General features: G+C 56.4%; 12 protein-coding genes. 7 read left to right on the top strand and 5 right to left on the bottom strand.

Going from position 1 to position 17,073, the window contains the following annotated elements:
• Window positions 1-3: 3 nt before the first annotated feature.
• From LH22_RS01655 to LH22_RS01645, 3 genes are all read left to right on the top strand, one after another.
• The gene (locus tag LH22_RS01655) at window positions 4-1,008 is read left to right on the top strand and encodes a glycosyl hydrolase family 8 (RefSeq protein ID WP_038643837.1); all 1,005 of its coding nucleotides are present in this window, start codon (window positions 4-6) and stop codon (window positions 1,006-1,008) included.
• A 216-nt stretch (window positions 1,009-1,224) separates the two neighbouring features.
• On the top strand, window positions 1,225-1,524 hold the full coding sequence (locus LH22_RS01650; protein ID WP_038643836.1) for a BrnT family toxin: 300 nt from the start codon (window positions 1,225-1,227) through the stop codon (window positions 1,522-1,524).
• Window positions 1,505-1,807, top strand: a complete 303-nt coding sequence (locus LH22_RS01645; RefSeq protein ID WP_038643835.1) for a BrnA antitoxin family protein — start codon at window positions 1,505-1,507, stop codon at window positions 1,805-1,807. Before LH22_RS01650 ends, LH22_RS01645 begins: the two co-directional genes overlap by 20 nt.
• Window positions 1,808-1,907: 100 nt before the next feature.
• On the opposite strand, the gene bcsC is transcribed toward LH22_RS01645, so the two are convergent.
• From bcsC to bcsR, 5 genes are read right to left on the bottom strand one after another with little or no spacing between them, the layout of a single operon-like run.
• Window positions 1,908-5,381: a cellulose synthase complex outer membrane protein BcsC gene (gene bcsC, locus LH22_RS01640; protein ID WP_038643834.1), complete on the bottom strand. Its 3,474-nt coding sequence runs from the start codon at window positions 5,379-5,381 to the stop codon at window positions 1,908-1,910.
• Window positions 5,374-7,677, bottom strand: coding sequence for a cellulose biosynthesis cyclic di-GMP-binding regulatory protein BcsB (bcsB, locus tag LH22_RS01635; protein WP_081946705.1), 2,304 nt, complete (start codon window positions 7,675-7,677; stop codon window positions 5,374-5,376). Before bcsB ends, bcsC begins: the two co-directional genes overlap by 8 nt.
• Before the next feature lie 9 nt (window positions 7,678-7,686).
• The gene (bcsA, locus tag LH22_RS01630; RefSeq protein ID WP_038643831.1) at window positions 7,687-10,302 is read right to left on the bottom strand and encodes a UDP-forming cellulose synthase catalytic subunit; all 2,616 of its coding nucleotides are present in this window, start codon (window positions 10,300-10,302) and stop codon (window positions 7,687-7,689) included.
• A complete protein-coding gene (gene bcsQ, locus LH22_RS01625; protein ID WP_038643829.1) occupies window positions 10,299-11,030 on the bottom strand; it encodes a cellulose biosynthesis protein BcsQ in 732 nt (243 codons plus the stop codon). Before bcsQ ends, bcsA begins: the two co-directional genes overlap by 4 nt.
• Window positions 11,030-11,224 (bottom strand): cellulose biosynthesis protein BcsR, encoded by a 195-nt coding sequence (gene bcsR, locus LH22_RS01620; protein ID WP_038643828.1) that lies wholly within the window; start codon window positions 11,222-11,224, stop codon window positions 11,030-11,032. Before bcsR ends, bcsQ begins: the two co-directional genes overlap by 1 nt.
• Before the next feature lie 193 nt (window positions 11,225-11,417).
• On the opposite strand from bcsR, the gene bcsE reads away from it, so the two are divergent.
• The 4 genes from bcsE to hmsP all read left to right on the top strand — a co-directional run bounded on the left by bcsE (window position 11,418) and on the right by hmsP (window position 16,987).
• A complete protein-coding gene (bcsE, locus tag LH22_RS01615; protein WP_038643827.1) occupies window positions 11,418-12,965 on the top strand; it encodes a cellulose biosynthesis protein BcsE in 1,548 nt (515 codons plus the stop codon).
• The gene (gene bcsF, locus LH22_RS01610; protein ID WP_038643825.1) at window positions 12,965-13,153 is read left to right on the top strand and encodes a cellulose biosynthesis protein BcsF; all 189 of its coding nucleotides are present in this window, start codon (window positions 12,965-12,967) and stop codon (window positions 13,151-13,153) included. The genes bcsE and bcsF overlap by 1 nt, the downstream gene beginning before the upstream one ends.
• Window positions 13,153-14,793 carry a cellulose biosynthesis protein BcsG gene (bcsG, locus tag LH22_RS01605; protein ID WP_038643824.1) on the top strand — a complete coding sequence of 547 codons (1,641 nt, stop codon included), beginning with the start codon at window positions 13,153-13,155 and terminating at the stop codon, window positions 14,791-14,793. Before bcsF ends, bcsG begins: the two co-directional genes overlap by 1 nt.
• Before the next feature lie 181 nt (window positions 14,794-14,974).
• A complete protein-coding gene (gene hmsP, locus LH22_RS01600; protein ID WP_205624991.1) occupies window positions 14,975-16,987 on the top strand; it encodes a biofilm formation regulator HmsP in 2,013 nt (670 codons plus the stop codon).
• The last annotated feature ends 86 nt before the right edge of the window (window positions 16,988-17,073 follow it).

The following is a 17,073-nucleotide window of genomic DNA, read 5'->3' as shown; positions in this document are numbered from 1 at the left end:
TTGATGAGAGTCATGCGCTTCTGGCGTCTATGGATGCTGTGTTTCATGGTGATGTTTTTCAGCGCCCAGGCTGCAGCAGATGGCTGGAGCACCTTCAAAGGCCGCTTTATGAGCGGCGATGGACGTATCAGTGATACGGCCAACAACAATGTCAGTCATACCGAAGGTCAGGGTTATGGCATGCTGTTGGCGGTCGCGAACGACGACCGCACCACGTTTGATCTGCTGTGGAAGTGGACGCGTACCCATCTGCGTAATCCGCAAAACGATCTGTTCTACTGGCGTTACACGCCGGGTGCTTCAGACCCGATTGCCGACAAGAACAATGCCTCTGATGGCGATGTGCTGATTGCGTGGGCACTGCAGCGCGCAGGCCAAAAGTGGGGCGGTGATTATCAGTCAACTTCTGACCGTATTCAGCGCGCCATCGTCAAACAAAACGTCATCACGTTTGGCGGCCACACGGTGATGTTGCCTGGAGCACAGGGCTTCAACAAAAACAGCTATGTGGTGCTGAATCCCTCTTATTTCCTGTTTGCCGCCTGGCAGGCGTTTGCCGATCGTAGCCATCTGCGCGTATGGAATAACCTGATCGACGACGGCATGGAACTGCTCGGTGATATGCACTTCGGCAAAACCGGTCTGCCGCTGGATTGGGTGGCGTTGAATGCCGATGGTTCGGTGGCACCGGCGGTGGGTTATTCCAATCGCTTTAGCTACGATGCCATACGCGTTCCACTCAACATCTGGTGGTATGACCCGCAGAGCCTGCGTCTTGTGCCATTCCAGCGCGTCTGGCAGGGTTATGATCGCCAGACGACACCGGCCTGGTTTGACGTGCTCGCCAACACCCCTGCGCCTTACAATATGGAAGGCGGTTTGCTGGCGGTTCGCGATCTGACCCTGAATCAAACCGGTTATCTCAGCGATCGTCTGGCGCCGGATCAGAACTACTTCTCCGCCAGCTTGCAGTTACTGACCTGGCTGGCGTATCAGGAAAAGCGTTAGCCAATCTCGGGTTGCGTCGCGAGGACGCACATTTTAAAAGCTGTACTTCATTGATGGAGTGCGGCTTTTTTTATGTCTAAATTTCACGTAGCAGCTCACATTGTTTATCTTTTTCAAGACAATAACCTGAAGCGCGTTGATCTTGATCAATGCTGAGCCATAAACCAACATGTGAATTTGTCATGCTAAAATGTATAGACAAAAGTGTATGCTAAAATGCAAACGGAATTGGAGTTTGAATGGGATACCATCAAAGCGGAAACCAACATCCGCAAGCATGGCATCAGCTTTGAAATTGCAGCCAGAGTCTTTGATGACCCTTATCACATCGCTAGTCAGGATCGCGTTGAAAACGGCGAATATCGCTGGCAGACGTTGGGTAGTGTGTCGGGTTATCTCATCGTATTGGTTGCCCATACGGTCAGATTTGAACAGGGTACCGAGATTGTCAGGATCATCAGTGCTCGTTCTGCAACGCGAAATGAGAGGAGGCGATATGAGCAAAATCAGAGTTAAACGCAGTGAACTGCCGCCGCTTACAGATAAACAGCAGTTGGAACTGGAAGCGTTGAGTCAAAAAGCGGACGGAGACATTGATTTTGAGGACATTGCGCCGTTAGACGACGCCTTCTGGAGCACAGCTACGCGCGGCCGCTTCTATCGTCCGGTAAAAACGCAAGCCTCGGTGAGGATTGATGCCGATGTTCTGGAATGGCTGAAAGCGCCAGGGAAAGGTTACCAGACGCGCTTGAATGCGATTTTGCGCGCCGCCATGATGCGAGAGCTGCAAAGCAAATAGCCACGCGATGGATTCGGCACATCATGGTGGTGAACTTTAGTCACCCCCATGATGGCTACCGAACCGGGTGCATCATTCAGTCAACATTGAGTCGGGTCAACTATTTAAAATCCGCATACGGCTCAAGCGGTTGTGGTGGCATATCCATGTCGCCGTTCCAGCCGCCCATTGAGTAACGCATGTAGATCAAGCCGTGGCTTGGGGTGTAATCCTTGGCTTGCTGAATATCCATGGCGAGACCGACTGACCAGTGTGGCGTGATGCGGCGTTCTACCACGGCTTGCAGGGTGTAACCGAAACCGTTGCCGGAGCTGCTGTCGGAGGTCGGGTTGGAAGCCAGCATAAAGCCAGGATTGACCGGATATCGCTGCTGGCCGTCGGTTTGCGATTGTGACCAGGAGACCGAGCCGCCCAGATCAAACGACCAGTTCTCAGTGCGCTGGCGATAAGTGACCGGCACCGCCAGCGAGAAATACTGCTGCGGACTGTAGTAGCCGCCCTGGCCGAAGGTGTAGTCGCTAAGGTCTTTTTGGTAATGCCACAGCATGCTGTTCAGGCCGACGGTGGCGCGGCGATTATCTTCGTTGATCAGTTTGTAGTAATAGCCGGCCATCAGGCGTTCACGGCTGTTATCTGCGACATTTTCCCCGGTAATTTGGTGGGCGCTGATATCGGCCCATACGCCATTCGCGCCGCCCTGATCGTAACTCAGCCCCACCGAACCACCGGTTGCCACTACGCCGCCCCAGGTTTTGCCGCCGTTGGCCGCCGGATCGCGTGCACCAGCATAGGCCAGCAGCGAGCTGGAGATCGGTCGGCGTGAAGCGGTGAACGTCACGCCAATATCATCAACGTCGGTTTTCCAGCTCAGACCGCCTACCCAGTTAGTGACTTCAAAGCCGAGCGGTGTGGTGCCGATATCGCCAGACCAGCGATCGTTATGCCAGCCAACGCCTATCGCCGTGCCTTCATCACGTTGGGTAAAGTCGCGGCTACAGCCACCGGAGTTATCATCATTGCAGCTACCAAAGCGTTCGCTGTGGCTGCCATTGCTGGTGGAGAAGGTGCCCGCTGATACCAGCACATGATCGACGCGCACAAAGCTGCGCCCGTCGGCCAGCGGTGTCTCCGCCTGCATCATGGTGGTATGTGCGGTGAAATCGGAGATACCGCCGGTGCCTTTATCACGCGAATAATCCTGTTCGAGCGTGAAGGTGGTGTCCTGCTGGCGATAGAGATCGGCGGCATCGCTGCGAATACCGCGCTTCAGCCAGTCATCGCTGGCGTCGTTACGCGTCAAACGGGTGTAGCTGTCATTATCTTGCGGCGCGTCGGCGCTGATACCGCTGGCCGTCATTGCCAGACGATAGTCCTGCTGCGCCGCATCAGGCTGTTGCTGCTGAGTTTCCAGACGTGCCGCATCGCGATAGACCAACGCTTTGCTTTGCGAGGGGGCTTCTTTGGCGGCGCGCGTTTTTAAATCGTTGAAAAGCTGCTGCGCATGCGCCGTGTCGCCGCTGTTTTGCCATGCCAGCGCCACGCGGCGTCCGCTGTTGATATTTTGCTGCGCTACACTGGAGGGTAAAGCCTGCAGCGCCTGACGAGCTTCGTCTGGGCGTTTCAGGGCGATCAGTGCTTCGATACGGCCCAGTGCTGCATCATTGTTGGTCGCATCCTGCTGCAGTACACGTTGGTAACTCGCCAGCGCCGCTTTCGCGTCGCCGCGTTCCAGTGCCCAATCCGCCAGGGTGATATCACGTCGCGTTGAGGCCGGTTGCTGTTGCAACAGTGCCAGCGCGGCAGATTCATTGCCGTTGGCGTGCAGCTCGCTGGCACGGGCGTACACTTTATCCTGCGTTAAGCGATCCGCCAGCTCATGCATATTGCTGTCCCAACGCGTTTCCGGCAGGCGATGCAGTGCCGCCAGCGCAGCATCATCCTGATCGCCGGACGAGAGCCACAGCGCCCAGGCATAGAGCGCGGCGGGTTCCTGCGCGTGCTGACGCACCATAGCATCCATCACCTGAGCGCCTTGGGCTTCTTCGCCGCTGCTGCGTAGCGCGCCGGCTAAACGGTAAGAGAGCCAGATATCGTTGGGGTTGTCCTGTGTGGCCTGGCGGTATTTCACCACCGCCTGATGCCATTGACCTTGCTGCGCCAGCGCATCCGCTTCAGCACGCAGGCTGTCGCTGCGCAGCGATCGCAACGTCTCGGCCAGTGACCGCTGTTGCGCGGCGGGCAGGGCATTGATAAACGCCATGGCGCGGGCAGGGGACTGCTGCTGATACAGCGCAGCCAGTCGGCGCACGGCGGTGGTATTGCTGCGATCAAGGCGCAGTGCCTGTTGCCAGTACTGTTCTGCCTGGGGATCATTTTTTCGCGCCTGAGCGACGTCACCGAGGCCAATCAACGCCCAACTGTCACGATTATCAATGGCCTGCGCGCTGCGATACTGGCGTTCCGCGCTCGCTAAATCACCCTTTTTCAGCGCATCGTCGCCGTTATTGATCGCCAGCCAGTAACGATTGGTTTGCAACAGCGACTGCCATTTGCCCACTTGTGTACTGGCCTGCCCGGCCTGAATCGCTTTCTGCAGCCAGCTGATCGCCGCTGCGCGGTTATTCGCTCGCGCCTGCGCCTGACCCATCGCGCCCATCAGCTCGGCATCATTCGGGTTGGCTTTTAGCGCGGCGTTGAGTGACGCAATGGCACCCGCGCCACCGCCGGCATCCACCAGCGCCAGCCCGCGCATGCGCTGACGATAGGCGGGATCGGCCAGCAGCTTCTGCTGTCTTGCCAGCTCTTCCTCGCCGCGCTGTTGCGCATCACCGGAAGTAAACACCTGCAAATACTGCTTCAAAGTGGCCACCGTGCCCTCTGACACCGGCTGATTTTGAATCTGCTGCAGCCAGAGTTCGGAGGCGGCATCACGTCCGCCGTCACGATTGGCCAGACGACGCAGCTGCACCAGCGCCTCGCCGGGCTGATTGTTATCAAACGCCATGCGCGCCAGCTGCAGTTCTACACCGATGTTGCCGGGATAACGTGCTTCCAGCGCCTGCAACTGGCGATAAGCGGTGGGCTGCTGACCGGGTAAACGCGCCACCAGCCGCCAGTATTCCAGTTCGGTATTCACATCCGGGAACACGCCGTGGAACAGGTCATCCCAGGCCGTTTTGGCTTCTTCTACGCGGCCTGCCGTGGCCAGTAAACGCGCCTGCTGCAGTTGCTGGCGCCCTTCAGCGCTCATCAGCCGCAGGCCGGTTTCCGATTCACGCGTTGCCACGTCATTGGGCGCCACTTTCTTCAGTTCATCGAGCAGCGTCTGCGCTTTAGCCTGATCGCCCTGACGCAGCGCCATGCGGATTTGCGCGGCCAGCACCTGCGGGTTATCAGGGTCGATTTTTTCCAGACGATAAAGCGACTGCTGCACCAAATCATACTTGTTGGTGGATTCACCGGTGCGAATCTGCATCAGCAGCCATGCCACCGGTGACACCTGCGGACCCTCGGCAGCCATGCCGGAGCCCGCCAGGATACTGGCAATCAGCAGCCCGAGTGGCAGTTTATTCATCGTCTTCCAGCTCGGCCAGGCGGCGACGGCTCACCATGCGCATCAGGCGCCATGCCATCAGAGCAAACAGAATCACCACCACGACGGCACAAATCGCCAGCCATACCGGGTGGGTCGCCAGCAGGTTCCACAAACGTTCCCACCATGGCAGATGGCCGACGAAGTAAGTATCGCCGACGCGCACGCTGGTGACGCCCGATTCACGCACGATGGTGGCAGACCCGAACACAGCGGCGCGCTTGCCACTGTCGAGCAAGGCATTGTTCAGCAAATCCCAGCCGCGCGGGCTGTCGGCTAACAGTGCGACCACGCTGCGCTGATCGTTAAACGGCGACTGGAAGCCGACTATCGCCCCCATCGGCCCACGTGAGCTGATACCGGTCTGGCTTTCAACCGCGCGATCGCTGGCGGACACCGGCACGTTCTGCGCGGTAATCGGACGCGATGGCATGTTGATCCAACTGCGCGCCGCATTCACCAGCAGGTTGATCTTCTTATCGTCCTGCAGATCCTGCGGAATGCCGCCGATCATCAGCAGGTCAGCGTCTTTGTCTTTTGCCTGTTTCCAGTCATCGCTCATCTGCACGCGCAGCGCCGGATAGCCGGTCTGTGCACCTATAGCGCCCAGCGCGTTCAGCATGGTGCTGACTTCACCGTTGGCAGGTTTCGGTTGCACTAACACCAGCGTCTGCGCCAGATCGGCGTAGCGGCTGTAAGGGAAACCGGCGTTGGCGTAAGCACCCAGCGAAGGCATTTCGATGTAGTGGCGATAGCCGGAGAAGTCGATGCTGGAGTTGTCATCGATCACCACATGATGGCCTACAGCGGTGACGGTTTCGCAGCGACCGTCGGCGGTGCCACCGATAAAGGTGTTAGCGTAATCAAAGCTGAAGCGCAGTTGGTTGACGACGCCGAGGCGCAGCGCCGGGATGGTCAGCTGGCGGTTGCTGTCTTGCAGGCCCTGCATCAGCGGAATGTGCATGATCTGCTGACCTGCCGTGTCTTTCGGCGTCAGCGGGTAATCCTGCATGAACTGATTGTTCAGATGCACCGCCAGACGCGATCCATCTTGCTGGATCGGCGAGGTGTAGCGGTAAATCAGATCCATGTCGATGCCGCGCGCGCGCACCAGGAACAGGTCGGGCGGCAGGTTCAGCGTCAGGCTGATGGGATTCGGTTGTAAACCATCGGCCTGCAGCTGGTTCTGATACTGCGTCAGTTCAGCAAATGTGGTGCGGCGATCGGTGCGCACCCAGTTAGGCGCATCATAGGCCTGACGCGGTGCCAGCATTTTCACGCTGTCGATGGTCGAGGTATCACCACGCAGCAGCAGTTCGCCCTGGGCAATGCCTTCGACGGCAGTCAGCAGATCGTTGTCATCCCGGCCGAGGATCAGCAGCATTTTTTCGTAGGGATTGTCCGGCTGGCTCACCATTTCCACCGTGGGTTTCTCCACCGGTGGCAGATCTTTCAGGAAGTCAGGGCGATGGTCATTGGTGGCAAACACCACCGCATGCTGCTCTTTCGGCAACTGGTTATACAGTACCGGGAAGGATTGACCACGCCACTGCGCTTTGCTGCCGAACCACGAAGCCAAAATACCCGCCGCGCGCTGCTGCAGCAGGTTAGGCTGATTGCTGAACACCATCGGTAACTGCAACGGGCGGCTGTCACGCGCATCAAAGAACGGTTCCGGGAAGTGTGACAGGTCGTTCTTCAGCGGCAGTTTTTGCAGCGTCAGATCGAGCTTGCTCTCTTTACCGATATCCATCCAGATGGTGCTGTTGGCCGGGTTCTCACACACGTTGGCGTAGTGACCCACCAGTTCGAGGCGCACGCGGTTAAAATCGCCAATAAAACGCGGATCGATCGGCAACTGGGTTTGATTCTCTTTGCCCAGCTGATCGGCGGTGACGGTGACCAGCCCCACCAGTTCATCGTTGAGATAGACCTTGAGCTGCGACAGCGTCGGGATCAGCGCGGGTGAAGGGCGATAGCTGAGCGTCAGCAAGGCGCGAGTCACCACTTCATCACTGCGCACGCCGAACTCAATCTGGCTGGTGGGCTCCGTGCCGCGCAGTGTCATGCTGCCTGGCGGAGGCGCGACCTGATTAAACAGCAGTTGGCTGTCGCGCAGCGGGGCATTGGCATCCAGCGGCTGGCTGACTGTTGGCAGCGGTATCTGTGCACTGGTGCGCGGCGCTTCAGGAGCGGAAGGCTGCGGCGCGGCCTGTGCCAGCGTTGCGGTGCCCAGCAGCAGGGCAGTAAACCAGCTCAGTTTTCTCGTCATGGTCATATCATCAACTTATGAAAAATCGGTTTTGATTGCCGCAGGTGCGCGGCCAATGCCCTGTGGCAGCAGTGTCGCCAGCCAGCTCACCAGGGAAGTCAGTGCCCGGAACAGACGGCGCAATGGGACAGGGCCATACTCCGCCAGACGCAGGTAACCTTTGAAACCCAGCACCATAATATCGGCCAGGCTTTGCACCGGTTTATCTTCCGGGAAGCCGTCCTGCCACAGCGCCCAGGTATCGGCACGGGCGAAGGTACACTGGATAAATTCAATATGCTGGCGAGTGGTGAGCTGATGCAGGCGAATACCGGCGCGTCGGCCGAATACGCGTTGTACCTGGCACGGGAAGCTGAATTCCTGCTGGCCACGGCGCAGCAGCAGCCACACGGGCTCATCCTCTTTCAGCGCATCCGCTTCACGCAGTTCGACACCCACACCGCCATCTGAATAGTCACGCAGGGTGCACGGCACCATATGGCCATCTTCACGTGCAATGGCGGCGGGCATGGCAATCTCGACGCGATGTGCTTCGCGAATCTGGCGCGCTTCCACTGAAACCGCCACGGCGCCGCCGAGAATAATCATGTTGTATACCACCCACACCAGGCTCACCCAGATGGTGAGCATCTCGTTGGCTGGGCCATACGCCATGCGCCAGAACGCCATGCCGATACCCGCAATATTCAACAGCACCAGCATCATATAAGGCTTGGTGATCACCCAATCGAGATGACGCTCTTCGACCAGGCCGCCTTTCGCCGTGACGTTGAACTTGCCTTTGTGCGGGTTAAACAGCGCGACGGTGGTGGGACGCGCGATATACCACGCCAGCACCGTTTCATACACTTCACTCCAGAATGAGTGACGCCAGCGTCCCTGAATGCGTGAGTTAGTCAGGCTGGTGTGCACCATGTGCGGCAGCACATAGATCGCAATCGCCAGTGCGGGCGCGTAGATGATGTAGGCGTGGCACAGCAGAAACGCCAGCGGAGCCAGCAGGAAGATCAGGCGCGGAATCCCGGCGAGGAAGTGCAACATGGCGTTGGCGTAGCACAGCCGCTGTACCAGCTTTAAGCCCTTGCCCATCAGTGGATTGTCGAGGCGGAAAATCTGCACCATGCCGCGCGCCCAGCGAATACGCTGGCCGATGTGCGCGGACAAACTCTCGGTGGCAAGGCCCGCCGCCTGCGGAATACGAATATAGGCAGAGGTATATCCCTGACGATGCAGACGCAGCGAGGTGTGCGCATCTTCGGTCACAGTTTCAACGGCAATGCCGCCAATCTGATCCAGCGCGGTGCGGCGCAATACGGCGCAAGAGCCGCAGAAGAACGCTGCATCCCAGGTATCGTTGCCGTCCTGCACCAGGCCGTAGAACAGCGAGCCTTCATTCGGCGTCTGGCGGAAGCGACCGAGGTTACGCTCGAACGGATCGGGTGAGAAGAAGTGGTGCGGCGTTTGCAGCATCGCCAGGCGGTGGTCTTTCAGGAACCAGCCCATGGTCAGCTGCAGGAAGGAGCGGGTCGGCACGTGGTCACAGTCAAAAATCGCCACGTAATCACTGCTGCAGGCCACTTTCAATGCATGGTTGATGTTGCCCGCTTTGGCATGCTCGTGGGTGGGGCGCACCACATAATTGACGCCCACGCTGGCGGCAAATTCGCGAAACTCCTCACGGGTGCCGTCATCCAGCAGATAGATGTTGAGCTTGTCCTGCGGCCAGTCGATGCCCATTGCGGCATAAATGGTCGGTTTCACCACGCTCAGCGGCTCGTTGTAAGTCGGCACCAGAATATCGACGCTGGGCCAGGAAGTGATTTCCGGCGGCATTGAAACGGGCTGGCGATTCAGTGGCCACAGCGTCTGGAAGTAACCCAGCACCAATACCGTCCACGAATAGGTTTCAGCGCCAATCAGCAGCAGACCGAATGTCAGACTCAGCGGATCGTCCCAGTTCAGGGTCTCGGTGTAGCGCCACCACAAATAGCGGCATGAAATAGTGAGCGACAGCACAATCAGCATGATGGTGGAGAGGCGGCCCGGCACGCGGCGCACCATCATTGCCAGGCCCCACAGCAGAAGTACGAAGACAAATTGCGTGGTGATGCCAAACGGCTGTGAAATACACAACAGCGCCAGCAGGCTGGCGACAATCGCCGCGACAATAAACAGCAGTTGGCGTATACGCGGTGGCAGTTTCTGCAAGAGCTGTCCGGTACGCAGATGAACGCCCGTTTTCGCCATGCGTGCGGGAAGCGCTCCCAGCCATTGATAACACTGCTGACGCCAGCGGAAAAGTGGGCCAAACGCGTTAAACCGTTTACGCTCGCTGCGTGCGCTGTTATCGAGCGGTAACACCAGCATCAGCCACAGGCTCTGCATGGCGTAACGCAGAACGTCTAACGGGCGAGGACGCAGCGGTGAGATTTGCGGATAGTATCGCTGACGCTGTTGCAACAAGCGCTGCCAGCCGGGCGTTTCCAGCCGCAGCAGCGACCAGGCGAGCACGCACCAGAGCAGATGCAACATCACGGTTAAGCGGCCCGCGCCATGCTGGCGAGCCACGCGGGCACGGCTTTGTAGCGCCTGCCAGGCCTGAGGTACCAGCAGCCAGCGCAACGGATTCACGCCGCACCACCCGCAACGTTCAGTATTAGCCAGTTCGCCAGCGTATTGATTTCTTCGCTCGCCAGTGCATGAGGACGATATTCGCCCACCGGTTGTTTCATCATCAATGCTTCTGCCAGTGCTTCATCGCGGTGAATCACCTGCGGAATCAGGTTCTTCAGCGTGCGCAGCCACAGTTGATGCAGATCCTGTTGTAGCTGGCTGTTGGCGTTGAATTGATTAATCAAAAACAGCGTATGCGGCAAAAAACGCGGATGGTGCAACCGCAACTGGCAGTTGGCATCCAGCGATAGCACTTGCAACAGACGATCGGCGTGAATGGCGAAGGATCGTTGCCACGGCAGTAGATCCGCTGGAAGGTCGAAGATCACCCAGCGATAGTGTGATTTCAGGGCCGGCAGCGCCTTCAGCAACGGCGCAGCAAGCTGTTCGTCGGCATTTTGCAGACTTAAGCACTGCTGAGGGGTTAGCACGCCGAACGGCAGGAAATCGAGACCGGTTTGATAGCGCTGCGCGCACTGCTGCCACGGCTGCTGTTCCAGCAGTGCGGGAACCCAGCCCTGGGTGTGATTGAGCGCTAGATTAAAATGGGCGGCCAGTTGATTCGAGGCGGAAAAATCTATGACCAGCACCGACTCCTGTAAGGCATTAAGCGCCCAGCCAAGCGCCGCACTGAGTGATGTTGCGCCACAACCGCCGCGCAAACCTTGTAAGGCAATAACCGGCATTAGCGTTCTGGCTCCTGAGCGGCAGATAATTCACGCAGCAGCGGCCAGCGTGTCAGCAGACTATTCAGTCGCTCTTCGCGGGCAATATCAATGTAGCGAAATGCCTGTAGTGAAAAGGCTTCGCTCAGGGTATTAATGTCATCCTGATCTTCAGTAGTTGACGCGATCAGCGAAAAGGCATTCTCTGTTTTCATTACTTTTTGCCACCAAAAAACAGCAATGGATGAATTGTGGTTCTATTTTTTGTTAAGTTTAAACCCGGCAAAATGCGCAGACTATGCAAAAATCGATATCATTTGAGATAGCGCAGGTTTTATTTATTTCAGCAGTTCCAATGGTCGCCGTCTATATTAAACTAGCCTGGATTGTTCTGATCGCGAAACAAATATGAAAAATCGCTATGCGCTTGGCCTACAACAGGTTCAGCAGGAATTAGTTACCCTGCAAAATCCGGGGTTTTATTGGATTACCAGTCAGCGTCAGGAAGACGCGCGGGTACTGCTGCGTCAGGTGGTGAGCCATCAACAGGCGGCAACCCTGGTCAGTTCAGATGAGAAGCCTCAGTCATTACTGACGCCGGACCCACTGACAGGACCGGCGCGCATTCCCTTATTTTCGCTGCCGGCCAATAAAGCCAGCTTGCAGCATCTGGAGAATGATTTCGCGCGTGTGCTGAATAGCCGAAGTGGTTTAGTGCTGTTTTACAGCAACGCTGCGCAGTGGAGTAAATTATCCGAGGATGAGCTGACGCTCTGGGTTAAACGCATGCGGCGGTTGTTGATCAAAAAACAAATCACGCTGTTATTGATCACCTCGGGGGCGTCAATTATTCATCTGCGTAACCATCTACAGCGTTATTTTCGCCAACTTGATGGTGTCGCACATTTAGAATTCCGACAGGATAGTTGGCAATATCGAATTAACTGGTGGTACTCCGCAGACAAATTACTGGCTGACCGTGCGATTCGCTTGAGTTGTAATGAGAATCAATTCATTGCCATTAATGACGTTGAACAAACCACCCCTCTTAGCCTTAATGATGAAAATCAGTTTCTGGCACAAGAAGGGGTGCTGGAAGGCGCACCGCCACTCTCCAGCCAGTGGCAACTGTTTAGCGATAATGAAAGCGTATTCTCGCGTGCACAACAGGCCAACGCCGCCACGGTCATTTTTAGTCTGGCCCATAACCAGGACATTAATGCCCTGGCAAAAATGGTCCACAGTTTGCGCCGTTCGCGCGGCAACGCATTAAAGATCGTGGTGCGCGAAATCAGTACCAGTCTTAGGTATAGCGATGAGCGATTGTTGCTGGCGTGTGGCGTGAATGCCATCGTGCCCGGCGCTCAAACGCTGTCACGCTTTCTCACCACGCTGGAAGGGATTCAGGGCCAGCAGTTTACGCGTCATGTTCCGGCCAACTTGCCCGCGCTGATGCAGGCACTCCAGCCGCTGCAGCAAAAAGGGTATCTGCAGTTGGAGTCTTTCTGCGCGGCGGTGCAGCAGCTGATGAGCAATACGCTGTTGCCGGAAAACGACAAAGGGCTGATGGTGGCATTGCGTCCGGTGCCACAGCTGAAACCCGAGCAAATTTTGACGCTGTGCAAGCCGCGTCGTTTCGGTGATTTGGTGACGCTGATTAACGATCGCATCTATCTGTTCCTGTCATCTTGTCGCTTCAACGATTTGGATATCGCGCTGAAATCGATTTTCTCGCTGCCGCACGATGAGCTGTTCAGTAATCGCGTGGTGTGGTTTGAGGACAACCAGATTTTATCGGAAGTGCACAAGATTCGTCAGCTGACGCCCGTGGCGCAGCGTGAAGTGCCGATGGCGCCCATTGAAGTCCCTCAGGCGAATAAGGTGTCCGCTGCTAACCTGCGTGGGGCGCAAACCCCGCAGCCCATTATTCTCAACCTCGATGGAGATCGCCGCTAATGACACTGATGGATTGGGTGCAGGTGGCGATCCTGCTGTTATTAATTTTACTGTTCCTGAAATCGTTGTTCGTGCGCTGGTTACCGCGCAGTAGCACCAGCCTGCTGATGCGTCTGCTGCCACCGCGTGCGCTGAAGTCGGAAGGGCAGTGGCAACGCAAATCTGCGAAAACGGATACCAAACCGTAATGAGTGATAACAAACCTTCGACGCTGCACGCTTCGTGGTGGCGCGGTCTCGGCGGCTGGAATTTCTACTTCCTGATCAAATTTGGTCTGTTGTGGTACGGCTACCTGAATTTTCATGCGCTGAGCAATCTGGTGTTCCTGGCCTGGCTGCTATTCCCGCTGCCGTCACGTCGTTTGCACCGTGTGCGCCATTGGATTTCGCTGCCGATTGGCTTCGCGCTGTTCTGGCATGACACCTGGCTGCCGGGGCTGGAATCAATCATGAGCCAGGGCAGCCAGGTTGCGGGCTTCTCCTCTGCTTATCTGCTCGATCTACTGGAGCGCTTTATTAACTGGCAGATGATCGGTGCAGGCTTTGTCTTGCTGGTGCTGTACCTGTTTGTCGCCCAGTGGATTCGCATCACAGTGCTGGTGTCACTGATGCTGATCTGGCTTAACGTGCTGACCATTGCCGGACCGGCGATGAATCTGCTGCCAACCAAAGCGGCGACCCCGGAAGTGGGACTGAGCAACCCACCTGCGGCAACCAAAGCACCGGATGGCCTGGACCAGTCAGCACCGCCGACCAGCGCCAATCTGACGTCCTGGCTCAATCGCTTCTACGACAGTGAGCGCCAGCGCGCGACCCATTTCCCGGATGCGCTACCCGCGGACTCGCAGCCGTTTGATATTTTAGTGATCAACATCTGTTCGCTGTCCTGGTCGGATATGGATGTGGCCCAGCTGCGTGATCATCCCTTGTGGAAACACTTCGATATTCTGCTGAACAACTACAACTCAGCCACCGGCTACAGCGGTCCGGCGGGGATCCGTTTATTGCGTGCCAGCTGCGGCCAGACTTCACACTCCAATCTGTATAAGGCCACCGACCAGCGCTGCTATCTGTTTGATAATCTGGCGAAGCTGGGCTTTAAGCAGGAACTGATGATGGATCATACCGGCGTGTTTGGTAACTATCTCAAAGAGTTACGTGAAGAGGGCAATTTGCAGGCACCGCTGATGTCACAAGCGGGAATAGCACCAGAATTGACTTCGTTTGATGGTTCGCCGGTGTTTAATGACGGTCAATTGATGCAGCGCTGGCTCGACGATCGCACCAAAAGCAGCGATGCGCGCAGTGCCACCTTCTACAACCTGATTCCGTTGCATGACGGCACGCGCGAGCTCGGCAGCACGCGTACCGCTGACTGGCAACCGCGCGCTAAAGTACTGTTTGATCAGCTGGATACGTTCCTGACCAATCTGGAGAAATCGGGTCGCCGCGTGATGGTGTTGGTGGTGCCGGAGCACGGTGCTGCACTGCAGGGCGATAAAATGCAGATGTCCGGTCTGCGTGATATTCCCAGCCCAGGCATTACGCATGTACCGGTGGGCATTAAATTTGTCGGGATGAAAGCGCCGCATCAGGGGCAGCCGTTGAGCATTGATACGCCAACCAGCCTGCTGGCGATTTCCGAAATCATTTCCCGTGTGGTGGATGGTCAGGTATTTAACGCCCCGAACGTCAATATGTCGATGTTAGCGGATAATTTGCCGCAATCACCGGTGGTGTCCGAGAATGATAATGCGGTGGTGATGATGTATCAGGGTAAACCCTGGATTCGTCTGAACGGCGGCGATTGGGTGCCTTATCCGCAATAGTTGGGGTCGCGGCGCAAACTTTGCGCCGCGACTTTAACGTGCACAATTCCTAATCACCACTTTATCTCGCCCTTCCTGCCTTTTTTCGACTTTATCCCGGCGCATAACAATGCTCACCTGCGATATACTCGCTGCGCATTTCATCTAAATACACGGCTTTAGCCGCCGGGAGAGGTTTTTGTTGCGCGTTAGTCGCTCGTTAACGATAAAACAGATGGCAACGGTGTCCGCCGTGGCAATGGTGACCATCAGCATTTTTATCGTCATCCAGTTATTCCACTTTGTGCAGCAGCGCAGGATTGACTACGCCCAGCAGATGGAAAATATCGCGCACACGGTGCGCCAACCGCTGTCAGAAGCCGTTCTGAAAGGCGATATTCCGCAAGCCGAACGCATCCTTAATACACTGAAACCGGCGGGCATCCTGTCTCGTGCCGATGTGGTATTGCCGAATGCGTTTCAGGCGCTGCACGCCGATTTTGTGCCGGAAAAACCGGTGCCGCGTTTTGTGGCGCGTCTGTTTGAGCTGCCGGTGCAAATTACCCTACCGCTCTATTCAGTTGAACGCACCGGGCTGCCCAAACCGATTGCCTATCTGGTGCTGCAGGCTGACTCGTCGCGCGTTTATCAGTTTCTGCTGAGCACGTTATCGACGATGATCACCACCTATTTGCTGCTGGCGCTGATCCTCTCGGTGTCGATTAGCTGGTGTATCAATCGCTTGATTGTTCACCCGTTACGTAATCTGTCGCGTGATTTGCAGGAGTTGCCGCCGCAGGCCATCCTCACGCACAAGCTCGATCTGCCGAATAATCATCGCGACGATGAAATCGGTATGCTGATTCGCAGTTACAATCGCAATCAGCAGGTGCTGGAGTCGATTCATGATGAAATGAGTCGCATGACCACCCATTTTGCTGTGACCGACCTGCCCAACCGTGCCCTGTTCCTTGCGTTACTGGATCAGCACGCCAGCCATCGCCATAGCCGTCAGCCGTGGGGATTGATGGTGATTCGTATCGAAACGCTGCAGGAAGCCAACGGTGTACTGAGTGATGAACAGCGCGATACCCTGATGCTGACGCTGGTGGAGAAGATTCGCAGCACCGTTGACGATCACACCCTGCTGGCGCAAACCGGACCCAGTGATTTCGCGCTACTGATGAAGCGTGCGCACAACCCGTTCCGCGCCATGCGCCTTGCGCGTAACCTGATGATTCGCATCAACCAGCCGGTGAATTTACATCAGTTACAACTGCGCCCAAACGCCAGTATTGGTCTGGCGCTGCATGATGACAGCGTTGTCAGCGCCAGCGAGCAACTCGACCGCGCGACCTCGGCAATGATGTCGGCGCGTCATCAGGGCAAAAACCAGATTCTGTTCTTTGATCCGGCGCTGACTGAGCGGGCGCAAAAACGCCTGACGCAGGAGCACGATATCCTGCAGGGGTTGCAGGATGGTCAATTTGCACTTTACCTGCAGCCGCAAATCAATATGCAAACCGGTGAGCTGGCGGGTGCGGAAGCGCTATTGCGTATGCGTATGCCGGATGGCAGCTATGGTTTGTCAGAAGAGTTTATTGCCAGCGCGGAAGAGATTGGGGTGATTTCCGCGATTGGGCGCTGGGTGTTTGAAGAAGCCTGCCGCATCCTTGCCGCGTGGCAGAAGCTGGGTATCAATATTCCGCTGAGCGTCAATATTTCGGCAGTGCAGTTGCGTGACCCCAGCATGGTGAGCCATTTGCAGGGCTTGCTGGAGCGCCATCGTATTGCACCTGGCAATTTCGTGCTGGAAATTACCGAAACCGCGCAGATTGGCGATGCCGAGCAAGCGATTTCGCTGCTGCGTTCACTGCAGCAAACCGGCGTGGCCGTGGCGCTGGATGATTTTGGCATGGGTTATTCCAATCTCAATTACCTGCATCAGTTTAAAGCGCTGCCGGTGAACAAGCTGAAGATGGACCGCAGTTTTGTTGCGGCGCTACCGGATGATGACACCATGGTGCGTATTGTCGCGGCGATTGCGGACATCATTCATCTTGATGTTATTGCTGAAGGCGTGGAAACCGATGAGCAGCGAGACTGGCTGCTGGCACGCGGAATTACGATAGGGCAAGGCTACTTATACGCTGAAGCGCTCTCTCTCAACGTCTTCAACCAACGCTGGCTTGACAGCTCGTCACATCCTGAATAATCACATTGTTTATTGATTTTACTCACGAAATTGCTATCAAGCGGTTTGCTGAAGCGTTTCAGTTCATAGTTAGAGTTTTGTAACTT

Origin of the sequence: Pantoea rwandensis, from assembly GCF_000759475.1 — a bacterium.
Taxonomy (GTDB): domain Bacteria; phylum Pseudomonadota; class Gammaproteobacteria; order Enterobacterales; family Enterobacteriaceae; genus Pantoea; species Pantoea rwandensis_B.
Note: the sequence above shows the minus strand (reverse complement) of the source record. Positions and strands in the feature narration are given on the sequence as shown.

What these genes read in the sequence shown, in the direction of transcription:
- bcsF (WP_038643825.1), top strand. Translation starts at nt 12,965, where the DNA reads ATGACACTGATGGATTGGGTGCAGGTGGCGATCCTGCTGTTATTAATT.
- bcsG (WP_038643824.1), top strand. Translation starts at nt 13,153, where the DNA reads ATGAGTGATAACAAACCTTCGACGCTGCACGCTTCGTGGTGGCGCGGT.
- LH22_RS01645 (WP_038643835.1), top strand. Translation starts at nt 1,505, where the DNA reads ATGAGCAAAATCAGAGTTAAACGCAGTGAACTGCCGCCGCTTACAGAT.
- bcsB (WP_081946705.1), bottom strand. Translation starts at nt 7,677, where the DNA reads ATGACCATGACGAGAAAACTGAGCTGGTTTACTGCCCTGCTGCTGGGC.
- LH22_RS01650 (WP_038643836.1), top strand. Translation starts at nt 1,225, where the DNA reads ATGCAAACGGAATTGGAGTTTGAATGGGATACCATCAAAGCGGAAACC.
- bcsE (WP_038643827.1), top strand. Translation starts at nt 11,418, where the DNA reads ATGAAAAATCGCTATGCGCTTGGCCTACAACAGGTTCAGCAGGAATTA.
- bcsQ (WP_038643829.1), bottom strand. Translation starts at nt 11,030, where the DNA reads ATGCCGGTTATTGCCTTACAAGGTTTGCGCGGCGGTTGTGGCGCAACA.
- bcsC (WP_038643834.1), bottom strand. Translation starts at nt 5,381, where the DNA reads ATGAATAAACTGCCACTCGGGCTGCTGATTGCCAGTATCCTGGCGGGC.
- bcsR (WP_038643828.1), bottom strand. Translation starts at nt 11,224, where the DNA reads ATGAAAACAGAGAATGCCTTTTCGCTGATCGCGTCAACTACTGAAGAT.
- LH22_RS01655 (WP_038643837.1), top strand. Translation starts at nt 4, where the DNA reads ATGAGAGTCATGCGCTTCTGGCGTCTATGGATGCTGTGTTTCATGGTG.